The organism is Sphaerisporangium fuscum (assembly GCF_018531465.1).
In the GTDB taxonomy this organism is placed as follows: Bacteria; Actinomycetota; Actinomycetes; order Streptosporangiales; family Streptosporangiaceae; genus Sphaerisporangium; species Sphaerisporangium fuscum.
On the sequence record NZ_JAHDTF010000019.1, the window covers coordinates 123,697 to 135,688 of the forward strand.

Annotated in this window: 10 protein-coding genes and 1 pseudogene; 6 read left to right on the plus strand and 5 right to left on the minus strand. The window is 73.4% G+C overall.

The window, feature by feature from the left end:
- Positions 1-22 precede the first annotated feature (22 nt).
- Positions 23-997 carry a cyclase family protein gene (locus KIK05_RS23990; protein ID WP_214413058.1) on the minus strand — a complete coding sequence of 325 codons (975 nt, stop codon included), beginning with the start codon at positions 995-997 and terminating at the stop codon, positions 23-25.
- A 37-nt stretch (positions 998-1,034) separates the two neighbouring features.
- Here KIK05_RS23990 and KIK05_RS23995 point away from each other — a divergent pair, with 37 nt between their 5' ends.
- Entirely contained in the window at positions 1,035-2,324 is a 1,290-nt protein-coding gene (locus KIK05_RS23995; protein WP_214413059.1) for a serine hydrolase domain-containing protein, read from the plus strand.
- Positions 2,325-2,341: 17 nt separating this feature from the next.
- Here KIK05_RS23995 and KIK05_RS24000 read toward each other — a convergent pair whose 3' ends face one another.
- From KIK05_RS24000 to KIK05_RS47175, 3 genes are all read right to left on the minus strand, one after another.
- Positions 2,342-3,103 (minus strand): SDR family NAD(P)-dependent oxidoreductase, encoded by a 762-nt coding sequence (locus KIK05_RS24000; RefSeq protein ID WP_214413155.1) that lies wholly within the window; start codon positions 3,101-3,103, stop codon positions 2,342-2,344.
- 32 nt (positions 3,104-3,135) lie between these two features.
- The gene (locus tag KIK05_RS24005; protein ID WP_214413060.1) at positions 3,136-3,780 is read right to left on the minus strand and encodes a cysteine hydrolase family protein; all 645 of its coding nucleotides are present in this window, start codon (positions 3,778-3,780) and stop codon (positions 3,136-3,138) included.
- A 188-nt stretch (positions 3,781-3,968) separates the two neighbouring features.
- Positions 3,969-4,457: a sigma factor gene (locus tag KIK05_RS47175; protein ID WP_250563327.1), complete on the minus strand. Its 489-nt coding sequence runs from the start codon at positions 4,455-4,457 to the stop codon at positions 3,969-3,971.
- Between the two features lie 293 nt (positions 4,458-4,750).
- Between KIK05_RS47175 and KIK05_RS49755 the strand changes: the two are divergent.
- Positions 4,751-5,482: pseudogene (locus KIK05_RS49755) on the plus strand (serine/threonine-protein kinase); the annotation flags it as partial.
- Positions 5,483-6,888: 1,406 nt separating this feature from the next.
- On the opposite strand, the gene KIK05_RS49760 reads toward KIK05_RS49755, so the two are convergent.
- Positions 6,889-7,236 carry a hypothetical protein gene (locus tag KIK05_RS49760; RefSeq protein ID WP_504740192.1) on the minus strand — a complete coding sequence of 116 codons (348 nt, stop codon included), beginning with the start codon at positions 7,234-7,236 and terminating at the stop codon, positions 6,889-6,891.
- Positions 7,237-7,457: 221 nt separating this feature from the next.
- Between KIK05_RS49760 and KIK05_RS24020 the strand changes: the two genes are divergently transcribed.
- From KIK05_RS24020 to KIK05_RS24035, 4 genes are all read left to right on the plus strand, one after another.
- Complete coding sequence (locus KIK05_RS24020) at positions 7,458-7,823, plus strand: Zn-ribbon domain-containing OB-fold protein (RefSeq protein ID WP_214413062.1); 366 nt, start codon at positions 7,458-7,460, stop codon at positions 7,821-7,823.
- The gene (locus tag KIK05_RS24025) at positions 7,820-8,191 is read left to right on the plus strand and encodes a VOC family protein (RefSeq protein ID WP_214413063.1); all 372 of its coding nucleotides are present in this window, start codon (positions 7,820-7,822) and stop codon (positions 8,189-8,191) included. The genes KIK05_RS24020 and KIK05_RS24025 overlap by 4 nt, the downstream gene beginning before the upstream one ends.
- A gap of 49 nt (positions 8,192-8,240) precedes the next feature.
- Positions 8,241-9,830 (plus strand): class I adenylate-forming enzyme family protein, encoded by a 1,590-nt coding sequence (locus KIK05_RS24030; RefSeq protein ID WP_214413064.1) that lies wholly within the window; start codon positions 8,241-8,243, stop codon positions 9,828-9,830.
- Between the two features lie 61 nt (positions 9,831-9,891).
- Positions 9,892-11,982: an acetate--CoA ligase family protein gene (locus tag KIK05_RS24035; protein WP_214413065.1), complete on the plus strand. Its 2,091-nt coding sequence runs from the start codon at positions 9,892-9,894 to the stop codon at positions 11,980-11,982.
- Positions 11,983-11,992 lie beyond the last annotated feature (10 nt).

Genomic DNA, 11,992 nt, shown 5'->3' on the forward strand with positions numbered 1-11,992 from the left:
GGCCCGGCGTCCCTTCGCCCACTCACAGGACGGCGAGGGGGTTGATCGGGCTGCCGGTGCCGCCCTCGATCTTCAGCGGGGCCGCGATGAACAGGAAATCATGCCTGCGCCCGCCCCCGGACGCGGAGCCCTCCGAGGCGGGGGGCTCGGGAGTGGAAGGCGGCGCGGCCAGGGCCGCCGAGAGTTCCTCCAGCCACAGCATCTCGGCCAGGTGGATCCCGTGCCGCCACAGAAGGACCATGTGGAGGTCGTCGTCCAGGCCCTCGTCGGCGAGTTGCCGGGCGTTGAGGCCGCCGATGGCCGCGTTGTCCGAGGCCACCAGGGACACGTCCCGGGCGGCGAGCCACCGTCCGCCGTCCCCCGAGAGCCCCGGCTGACCCGACCAGTACTCCTCCCGCGACCGTTCCCACACCACCGGCCAGCCGGTGCGGACGACGGCGACGTCCCCCGGCCGTACATCGGGGACGATCTCCTCCAGCAGGTCGCCGGACACGCGGAAGTCCACGGGCAGGTGCTCCACCCCGAGGTGCCTCGGCACGTCGAACAGCACCCCCCGCCCCACGACGCCCCCCACGGTCTCGATGCCGCAGCGGGAGGCCCCGTACGACCGGACGCGCGCGGCCGGGTGCCCGTTGTAGAGCGTCTCTCCGGACCACATGTGGCACAGGGCGTCCATGTGGGTGCTCGTGCCGTGAGGGGTGACGATCAACGCGTCGTCCGCCATGCTCAGCCCCGCGCCGATCGCGCGGGCGCCCGCCGCGTAGTCGCCGCCGTCCACCGACATGAAATGCTGGGGCAGCGGCCGCCCCTTGAGGTGCGGGACGGTCGTCGGCGCCGGCGACGACGTCGCTCCTCTGATCGGCATCGACAGGCTGACGACCTGGCCGGTGGATGCGGCGCCCAGGGCCTGGAGGACGGCGGCGGGGGTCAGCAGGTTCAGGGTGCCGCGTTGATCGTCTGGGCCGAAGCGCCCCCAGTTGTTAGGCTCGGTGACCAAGCAAGCGCTCCCTTCTACACGAGGTGCGGAGGTTCGGATGACGGCTCACGGCCACTGCGATCCCCGGTTCGCCCGGGTCCGCGAGGTGTTCGACGACCACTTCGCCAAGGGCGAGGAACTGGGCGCCGCCTTCGCCGTCTTCCTCGACGGCGAGCCGGTGGTCGACCTGTGGGACGGGGTCGCCGACCGGCACACCGGGCGGCCGTGGGAGCGGGACACCCCCGCGCTCGCCTATTCGTGCACCAAGGCGGTCACCGCCACGGCGTTCCTCATGCTCGCCGAGCGGGGGCTCGTCGACGTGCGGGGCCGCGTCGCGGAGGTGTGGCCCGAGTTCGCGTCCGGCGGCAAGCAGGACATCACCATCGAGCACCTCCTCAGCCACCAGAGCGGCCTGCCGGTGATCGAGGAGGAGGTCCCGATCGAGGAGTTCGGCGACCAGGCCGCCATCGCCGCGCGGCTCGCCGGGCAGACCCCGATCTGGGAGCCCGGCACCGCGCACGGCTACCACGCCCTCACCTACGGCTTCCTCGTCGGCGAGGTGGTGCGCAGGGTGACCGGCAGGACGGTCGGCGAGGTGGTGGCGGACGAGATCGCCGGTCCGCGCGGCCTCGAGCTCTGGCTCGGCGCGCCCGACGACGTCATCGCCCGCACCGCGCGGCTGTCCGCCGGGCAACGCCTCGCCTCCGGCCGCGCCGACGGCGGCCGTCCCGAGACAAACGGCGGCCGTCCCGGCGCGGACGGCGGCCGGACGTCCGAGGGAGCCGGAGACGGTGTGCCGGGCACCCGCCCCGCGGGGGCGGCGGCGGGACTGCCCGGCAAGGGGCCCGGCGATCCGGTGTACGAGCTGGCGCGCGCCTCGATCGACAAGGACAGCCTGATGAACAGGGCCATGAGCAACCCCAGCCCCAACAGGCTGAAGGGAGGCGCCAACCACCCGGTGATCATGCGGGCGGGCTGGCCCGCGATGGGCATGATCACCACGGCCCGCGGCCTGGCCGGGTTCTACCGCGATCTGGTCTCGGGCGACATCCTCAAGCCCGACACCTTGCGGGACGCGCTGCGCCGCCGGGTCGAGGGCCCCGATCGGGTGATGTTCATCGACAGTTCCTTCGGCCTCGGGTACATGCGCCCCTCGTCGGCGTTCCTGGTCCCGGCGAAGGGAGCCGAGACGGCGTTCGGGCACACCGGCTTCGGTGGCTTCCTCGGCCTCGGCGACGTCCGTCACGGGCTCGCGATGGGCTACACGATGAACATGATGGCCAACGCGATCGCGGGCAGCCTGCGGGCGTATCGCCTGGCCGAGGCCGTCTACGATTCGCTCGGCTGAGCACCGGGCCCCCGCGCTCAATGCATCGTGATTCCGCCGCTGACCGACAGGGTCTGGCCGGTGACGTACGCGGCCCGCTCGGTGCACAGGTACGCCACCAGCCCGGCGACGTCGGCGGGCCGCCCAAGACGCCGCAGCGGTATGCCTTTGGCGATCTTGTCCACCAGGCCCGGCTTCTCGGCGTCGATCCGCCGGAGCATCGGGGTGTCGGTCGGACCGGGGCAGACGACGTTGCTGGTCACGTTGCCCCGCGCGGCCTCCCTGGCGAGGGTCTTGGCCAGGCCGAACAGTCCCGCCTTGGTCGCGGCGTACGCGCCCTCGCCCCCCGATCCGGCGCGGGCGCCGTCGGAGGAGATGAAGACCAGCCTGCCCCAGGAGCGCGCGAGCATCCCGGGGAGCAGCAGGCGGGTGAGCAGCATCGGGGCCCGCAGGTTGACCCTCCACATCAGGTCCCATCCGGCCGGATCACTGCCGGCGAACGGCTCCACGATCGACACCCCGGCGTTGTGGACGACGATGTCGACCGGCCCCACCGCGTCACAGAACTCCTGGATGGATCCGGGGTCGGCGAGGTCGACCTTCGTTCCCACCGCCCCCGCCGCCCCTTCACGGCGGCTCTCCCGCAGGCGCGCGGCGACCTCGGCGGCGCCGGCCCCGTCCACGTCCGCGACGACCACGCCGGCTCCGAGCGCGACCAGGTCGGCGCAGATGGCGGCCCCGATCGCCCCCGCTCCCCCGGTCACCACCGCGGTGCGCCCGCCCAGCCACAATCCGTCCATCACACCTCGAACCCTAGCAACCAAGCACTTGCTCAGCCAGAGTGGCGGTCCTCCCGCGCACCCCAGACGCCGACGAGCTCGGCGGTCTTCGCTCTCGCGGCCAGAAGGCCGATCGTGTGCTCCAGGACGGCTTCGGCGTAGGACTCGGGGAAACCGGCCACGGCGTCGGTGATCACGACCGCCCGGTAGCCGAGGTTGACCGCCTCCAGGGCCAGGCCGGGGATGCCGAGGTTGAGGGAGACCCCGGCGGCCACGACGGTCGAGACGTCCAGCGAGCGCAGGAGCATGTCCAGGGACGTCCCGGTGAAGGGCGAGAAGCCGTGGCCGCGCCGCGACTCCAGGTCCGACGGGTCCCACAGGCCGGGGACGACCTCCACCGCGCCGGTGCCCTCCAGCATGTGCGCGGGGTCCTTCAGCAGGACGGTGATGAACGGGCTGTTGCGCGCGTGCGAGCCGGCCCGGTCGGGCCGGAAGGCGGCGGTGCAGTGGACGACCGGCACCCCGGCCGCACGGGCGGCTTCCAGCAGGGCGTGGGTGTTGGCGATCACGCCGACCCGGTCGCAGGCCTTCACCAGCTCCGGAAACCGCGCCAGGTCCCCGACCACGCCGCGCTGCATCTCCATCACCAGCACCGCCGTACGGCCGGGCGCCACCATCGCCCCGAGATCCACCGGCATGATCGTGTCTCCTTCCGAGCGGCCCCACTCCCTCGCCGGCCAGAGGCGATCGAGGCGCGCAGCCCTCGCACAGGGGCCCGGCCCGACTGTACCTACCTAGCACTTGTTCGGCTAGCCACCCATCGCAGCAGAAGACGATCTCCGGCCGAGCCCCCCGCGGACGCCTCTCCCGGAACCCGCGGTCAGGACTAGTGGAAGCCGGGGACCACCAGAGCACCGGACCATGCCCGGTAGCTATAGGTGTGTCGGAGACGAGCCTGCCCGCCTCCGACGGGCGGAGGGTGGCCTACGTGGCGTCCGACGGTCAGGAAGGGACCGATGGCGTGGAGGCCGGGCACCACATGCTCGCCACCGTCGACGTCACGACGGGCAGGACGCTGACCAAGGTCAGGTTCCGCGGCGTCCCCGAGGACGTCCGGCGGCTCGGAGGTCACCTTCACCCTGGAGAACCAGCCCGCCCTCTGCTCGGCGAGGAAGACCCGTATGAGGATCACCCGGACATAGGCGTCCATGTCGTCCGCCGCGCGGGCCCGGCGCCACTTGACGTAGAGCCTCGTGATCGTCGTCTGGACGAGGTCGTCGGCCCGATGCCAGTCCTGGCACAACAGGTAGGCGGTACGCCGCAGCCACTGCAGCCGCCCGCCGACGTAGGCCGTGTACTCCTCATCGGAACTCATAGGGCTCCCAGGAAAGTAGCTTCACATCCCGGGAGATGCCGCCGGCCCGCCGACGGGTTGCATCGCGGTGTCGCCGGATTCGTCCGCCGTGCCGGCGTCTCCCATGCTTCCCTGTACCAAGCCATTGCTCGGTTTGCCGGAAAAGCTACCGAGACCTTGACATATGCTGAACCGGCATACCTTCCGTAATTGAATCGTCACAGTGGTGATCTACCAAACTCGTGACAACAGGCGGTTCCGGTGAGACCGTCGTCTGGGGAGTCAGGAGCTTTGGTCACTCCGAGGGGACAACGATGGACGCCTGGACCGTTCCGGGGTACCGGGAAGAACGTGTGCTCGGCACCGGCGGCAGCGGCCGGGTCGTACTGGCCACCTACAGCGGCACGGGCGCCCATGTGGCGATCAAATACCTGAGCGACGAGCTCCGGGCCGATCCGCGTTTCCTGGCCGCCTTCCGCGAGGAGGCGCGCACGATGGTCGAGATCAGTGATCCGAACATCGTCCGCTTCTACGAGTACGTCGAGAGCCCGCTGGGCGCGGCCATCGTGATGGAGCTCGTCGACGGCGTCTCGCTGCGCGCGATCCTCCGCGAGCACGGGTCCACCAGCCCCGAGGCCGCGCTGGTGGTGCTGAAGGGCTCGCTGCTCGGGCTGTCGGCCGCGCACGCCGCCGGCATCGTCCACCGCGACTACAAGCCCGAGAACGTCCTGGTCCAGCCCGACGGCTTCAGCAAGCTGGCCGACTTCGGCATCGCCACGCCCGCCGGCAGCCCTGGCACGCCGTCGGGCACCCCGCCGTACATGGCGCCCGAGCAGTGGAACGGCGCCCCGGCCGGTCCGGCGACCGACGTCTACGCCGCGACGTGCGTCTTCTTCGAGTGCCTCACCGGGCACAGGCCCTACCGTGGCGATCACCCGGCGGCGCTGATGCACCAGCACCAGAGCGGCGCGATCCCCGTCGAGGCCGTGCCGGGCTCGGTACGCATGCTGGTGGCCCGCGGTCTCGCCAAGAATCCCGCCGACCGTCCCACGTCGGCCGCCACGTTCGTCGCGGAGCTGGAGACGGCGGCGCTCGCGGCCTACGGCCCGGAGTGGGAGGACCGCGGGCGCCGCCACCTGGCCGAGCTGGCCGCCCTTCTGGCGCTGTTCTTCCCGCTCTCCGAGCAACAGCCGCAGGCGAGCACGAGCCTGGCCCGCACGGTGCTGCGCCGGCCGCTCAAGAACGGCCGCCTGCTCGCCGGCACCGTCGGAGCCGGCATCCTCGCGGTGGGCGTGGTCATCGCCGTGCTGGCCGCCAACCGCCACGACACGCCGGTACGCGACGTGGCGCTGACGAAGCCGACGGCGCGGGCGCAGGTGAACGACCCGGCCGGCGATCCGACCAAGGCGCTCGCCAAGAAGCCCCTGACGCCGAGCCCGGGGCACCCGGCGACCACCGATCCGCGGCCTCCGGCCTCCACCCGCCCCGCCACGGTGCCCAGCCGCACGCACACGGCCGCGCCGAGCCACACGGCCTCTCCCACCCACACGCCGCCGCACACCCCGACGCCGAAGCCGACCCCGACTCCGAAGCCGACGCCGACCCCCACACCCACTCCCACTCCGACGCCCACGCCGCAGGCGGTGAGCGATCTGGCGGTGACCGGGTTCGACGGCCGTACGGCGACGGTCACCCTGCGCGCCTCGACCGCGCAGAACGTCACGCTGACGGTGCGGTTCGCCGAGGGGCGGTCGCGGTCGGAGCTGACGCCGGGGAGTACGAAGACGCTGGCGCTGACCGGTGCGACGTCCTACACGCGGTCGGTGGACGGCGGCTTCGCCCCGCCGCCCTGCGGCACGACGGTGTACCGGCAGGTGACGGTCTCGACGTCGCCGAAGGCCGCCGACGGGGCCGACAGCAGGATCGTCTCGGTGAAGGGCGAGGCGTGCGCGCCGCCCTCGGTGCGCAACCTCTCCCTCGGCTGGAACGGCCGCACGGCGTCCGTCGGGGTGCGCACCGACGGTCCCGGCGCGGTGCGCCTGGCGGCCGAGTTCACGCGCCGGGAAGGCGAGGGCACGGCCAAGGTCGTCGACCAGGCGAGCCGCACGCTGTCCGGCGACACCGCCTACGACCTGTCGCTGGCGGGCGACCTCGGCGACGTGCCCTGCGGCACGGTCGCGTACTTCGGCGTGCGGGTGACCACGCAGCCCGCCGCCGCCAACGGCGCGCAGTCGAAGGAAGTGCGGGTCGTCGGGCCGAGGTGCGCGCCGCCGACGGTCTCGATCACCTCGTGGAACGGCACCGCCGCGACGGTCAGGGTGCGCAGCTCGACCACCGGCCCGGTGAAGCTCACCGTGGGCTTCACGCAGACCGTCACCATCGGTGAACGCACCGTCCAGCACACCGACGGGCGCCAGGAGACCCTGTCCGGCGGCACGGCGTACGACCGCACCTACTCCGTCCGGTTCGGCAGCGTCGCCCGGTGCGGGTACGTGGACGCGAGAAGGGTCTCGGTGCACGTCGAGTCGGCCCTCGGGTCGGCGGACGACAGCGGCAAGGTGGTGCGGCGGGGCGTCCCCTGCACGGAGCCGACCAAGGAGCCGACGAAGGAGCCGACGAAGGAGCCCACGAAGGAGCCGACCAAGGAGCCCACCCGCGAGCCGACGCGGGAGCCCACCCACGAGCCCACCAAGGAACCGACGCACGAGCCTCCCACGAAGGAGCCCACCGTCGAGCCGACGATCGACTGACGCGGACACGGGGGTGGGCGGGCGGGTCGTGAGGGGGCCCGCCCGCCCATCGCGCCGCACCCGGCACCCGACCGGCCCAGCCCCCAGTGCGGCAGTCGTCCCCTGTCCAGGGTGTCGCCGGGCGGCCGGCGGACCGGGGTGGACTGACCCGGGGCCGGGGTTGTGGCAGGGGTGGCCCGAAGTGGTCGAATGGCGGGGTACCCGAACGTGATCGAATAGCGGCACTCCTGGACCTTGTCGGACAACCAAGCGTGCGCTAGCTTGGCTTGCGATGAGCGGTGACACCTCGCCTTACTGGGACGCCTGCCGCCGCGGCGAGCTGGTCGTCCAGGCCTGCGCGGCCTGCGGCCGCCGGGTGCACCTGCCCGCCGCCGAATGCCCCTACTGCGGGACGCCCGGCCCGCCGTTCGCGCCCGTCTCAGGAGACGGGCTCGTGCACACCTTCACGGTCGTGCACCGGAGCTTCGTCCCGGAGTTCCGGGGACGCGAACCGTACGTGCTGGCCTGGGTCGACCTGCCGGAGGGCGCACGGGCGTTCGGGCGGGTGGTGGGGTGCCCACCGGAACGGGTGCGCATCGGCATGCCCGTGCGGGTCACCTTCGACGACGACGATCTACCACAGTGGAGGCCGGCGTGAGCGCGCACGCCCAGAAGCTCGGCAACGTATTGATCCCGGTGGACGACCTCGGTAAGGCGGTGACCTTCTACTCGGAGGTGCTGGGCCTGAAGGTGAAGTTCCGGGACGGCGACCGCTTCGCCGCCCTGGACGGCGGCGGCATCACCATCGCGCTCGCCGCCCAGGCCGAGCAGGTGGCGGGGGCGGTCACGGCGCCCTCCTACAAGGTGGGCGACGTCGAGGAGGCCGTGCGCGACCTGACGGCCGCGGGCGCGGAGCTGGTCAACGGCCCGGAGGCCGGCCCGCACGAGATGAGGGCCGTGCTGCGCGACCCGTCCGGCAACGTCCTGGTGCTGTACGCCCCCTTGCAACCCCCCGCCGCCCCCTGAGCCGCACCCCCGGCGACACGGCGACACCTACCTCGTGTGGAGGCCGTCCATGGCTCGACCGCATGGCAACCCCTACGGCAACTACGGCTACGCCGTCCTCACCGCGAACGCGCTGCGCACCCCCGACGACGTGGCGCTGACCTACTGCGGCGAACAGAGCTTCACCTACGACCAGCTGAACAAGGTGGTCAACCGGCGCGCCCACGCCCTGCGGGCCGCGGGCGTCCAGGCGGGGCGGCGGGTGGCCGTGCTGCTCAACGAGACCCTGAAGGTCGCCGAGGTGTACCTCGCGCAGGCCAAGCTGGGGGCGCTGACCTCCGCCCTGAACCCCTACTGGCCGGTGGAGACGCTTCGGGCGGTGGTGGCGCACTCGGAGTGCACGGCCTTCGTGTACGACGCGACGGTCGAGGAGCTCGCCGGCCGCATCCGCCGGGACCTGCCCGGGGTCACCACCTGGATCAAGGTGGGCGGCCCCGGCACCGACGCCGACGTGGTGGACCTGGACGCGCTGACCTCCGCCGCCCCGGACGGCGAGCCGGAGCTCGGCGGGTTCTGGGACGATCCGCTGGCCCTCTACTACACCTCCGGCACCACGGGCCTGCCGAAGGCCGTCGTCCACACCCACGCCTCCTCGCTCGCGACCGCGCAGATCTGGCTCGACGTGCCGCGCGGCCCGGACTCGGTGTTCGGCACCGGCGCCATCATCTGGGGCATCGGCTTCCCCGCCATCGTCGGCCCCGCCCTCTACACCGGCATGCGCCTGGTCCTGGAGCAGGACTGGGGGCCGGCCAACTTCCTGCGGGTCGTGCCGCGCGAGAAGGTCACGCACGTCAGCCAGATCCCGTCGTTCTACGCCGCGCTGCTCGGCTCGGAGGACCACGCGGGGGCCGACCTGTCGACGCTGCGCGTGATCATGCTGGGTGGCGAGCCACTGTCGGCCGCGCTGCTGTCCCGCATGAAGGAACGCCTGCCCGGCGCCGGTGTCTACAGCTACTACGGCCAGACCGAGGCCCCCTACACCTGCGTCGGCCGGGTCGACGACGGCGGCACGCCGCTGGGGTCGTCGGGCCGCGCGAGGACGGGCTGCGCCGTCCGGGTCACCGGCCCGGCCGGTGAGCGCCTGGTGGGCCGGCCCGGCGAGATCAACCTGGCGGGGCCGCACCGCATGGCCGGGTACGACAAGCTGCCGGACAGGACCGCCGAGGTGCTGCGCGACGGGTGGTACGTCGGCGGCGACCTCGGTGTGGTGTCCGAGGACGGCACGCTGACCGTGCTGGGCCGCCGCGAGGACGCCATCCTCAAGGGCGGCCGGTGGAGCCAGCCGGCGGCCGTGGAGGAGGCCGCCGTGACGCTGGACGGCGTGGCGGAGGCGGGCGCGGTCGGGGTGCCCGCCCACGTCGAGGGCCGGGACGCGGCCGAGCAGCGGATCCTGCTCGCGGTGGTGCCGCGGGCCGGGCGGTCGCTGGACGCCGAGAAGCTGTCGGCGGCCCTGGCCGAACGCCTGCCCGAGCACCAGCGGCCCGACCGCGTGGTGGTCGCCGAGGAACTGCCGCACTTCCAGGACGCCTCCGGCGGACCCGGCAAGCTGCTGCGCCGCGAGATCCGCGAACGCTACGGCCACCTGCTGGAGCAGGCGTGAGCCGCGGCCCCGGCGGAGCGGAGATGATCTACAAGCGGCACGGCCTCCCGGCGGAGCGCCGATGATCCACGAGCACGAGGTCAAGGCGCTGCTGCGTGACGCCGGCGTCGCCGTCCCGAGGGGGGTCACGGCGTCCCGGCCCGCCGAGATCACCGGCGCGGCCGAGGTGCTCGCGCCACCGCTCGTGCTGAAGGCCTACGGTCCGGGCCTGCTGCACAAGTCGGACGCCGGGGCCGTACGGCTGGGGCTGGCCTCGGCGGCACAGGCCGCGCGGGCGGCCGAGGAGATGCGCGGGCGCCTGGCCGCGCAGGGGATCACCCCCGAGGGGTTCCTGGTCGAGGAGCAGGCGGCCCCGGGGGTCGAGCTGATCGTGGGCCTGGTCCGCGACCCCGCGTTCGGACCGGCCGTCCTCGCCGGGCTCGGCGGCGTGTGGACCGAGATCATGCGGGACACCGCGCTGCGGCTGTGCCCCATCGGCGAGGCCGACGCCCGCGAGATGCTGGCGTCGCTGCGAGGCGCTCCCCTGCTGTCCGGCCATCGGGGCACGCCGGCGGCCGACCTCGGGTCGCTGGTCGAGCTCCTGGTGCGCCTCGCCGGCGAGGACGGCCTGTGGAGGGATCTGGACCTCGGCGAGTTCGAGCTGAACCCCGTGATCGCCTCCCCCGCCGGGGCCGTCGCGGTGGACGCCCGCCACATCCCCTCAGGCCGGCCGTCCGGGACGCCGCGCGGCCCGGCGGCGATGACGGACTTCACCGCGCTGTTCGAGCCGAAGAAGGTGGCGGTCGTGGGGGCCTCCACCACCCGGCCGAACTTCGGCAACATGTTCCTGGAGTTCTACAAGCTGACCGGCGTCCCTCTCGTCGCCGTGCACCCCGAGGCCGCCGAGATCGCCGGGGTGCCCGCCGTACCGTCGCTTTCTGACAGCGGCGCCGACTATGCCCTCGTCGCCGTGCCCGCCACGCGCTGCCCGGATGTCGTACGGCAGGCGGCGGGCGTTCCGTTCGTCCAGGTGATGAGCGGCGGGTTCGGCGAGCTCGGCCACCCGGAGCTGGAGGAGGACCTGGTCACGGCCGCGCGCGAGGCCGGGACCCGGCTGCTCGGCCCCAACTGCATGGGCGTCTACAGCCCGCGGGGCCGGCAGACGTTCGTCGGCGGGGAGCAGGGGCGGCCGGGGAGCGTGGCCCTGATCTCGCAGAGCGGCGGCCTGGCGGGAGAGGTCGTCAAGGTGGGCGAGCGGCGCGGCCTGGCGTTCAGCCGGGTGGCGACCGTGGGCAACTCGCTGGACGTCACCCCGGCCGAGCTGCTGCGCTGGCTCGCCGCCGATCCCGAGACCGCCGTCGTGGGCCTGTATCTGGAGGATCCGCGCGACGGCCGGGCACTGCTGGACGCGCTCATGGCGGTGCGCGGGCGGATGCCGGTGTCCCTGCTGGTCGGCGGCCGCAGCGCCCAGGGGCGCCGCGCCGCCGCGTCGCACACCGGGGGCCTCGCGGGCGAGGGCCGCGTCTGGCAGGCGGTCGCCGACCAGTGCGGCGCGGCGCTGGTGGCGAGCCAGGACGACCTGATCGGCACGCTCGCGTTCTTCCAGGCCCACGCGGCCCGCGCGGACGTGCCCGGGGACCCGGGGGTGCTCGTCATCGGGCCGAGCGGCGGGGCGGCGGTGCTGGCGGCGGACGTCCTCGACGGGGCGGGCCTCGCGCTGGACCCGCTCCCCCCGCAGGCCCGGGACGCGCTCACCGCGCTCGGCCTCGGCGTGGGCAGTTCCCTGGCCAACCCGCTGGAGATCCCCGTGGGGCCGAGGGCGCGTCCCGACCTGGTACGCGAGGCGATCGCCGCCATCCAGGCCCGGCGGCCGTACCCGGACGTGGTGGCGCACGTGAACGTGCAGAGCTTCTTCACCTACGGCGACACCGCCGAGCCCCTCTACGCCTACACCCGCCACCTCGCCGAGACCCAGGCCCTGCTGCCGGGCACCCGGATCACACTCGTCACGCGCAACGGGGAGTGCGCCCCGCCGGGGGTGGAGGACGAGGTGCGCGCCGTCGCGGCCGCCGGCGGGATCCCCGTCTACCGCTCCGTGGAGGCCGCGGCCGTCGCCGTCGCCGCCGGCAAACGCCACGCGCGTGCCCGCGCCGCCGCCACCGCGCCGGCCTAGCCACCCGACT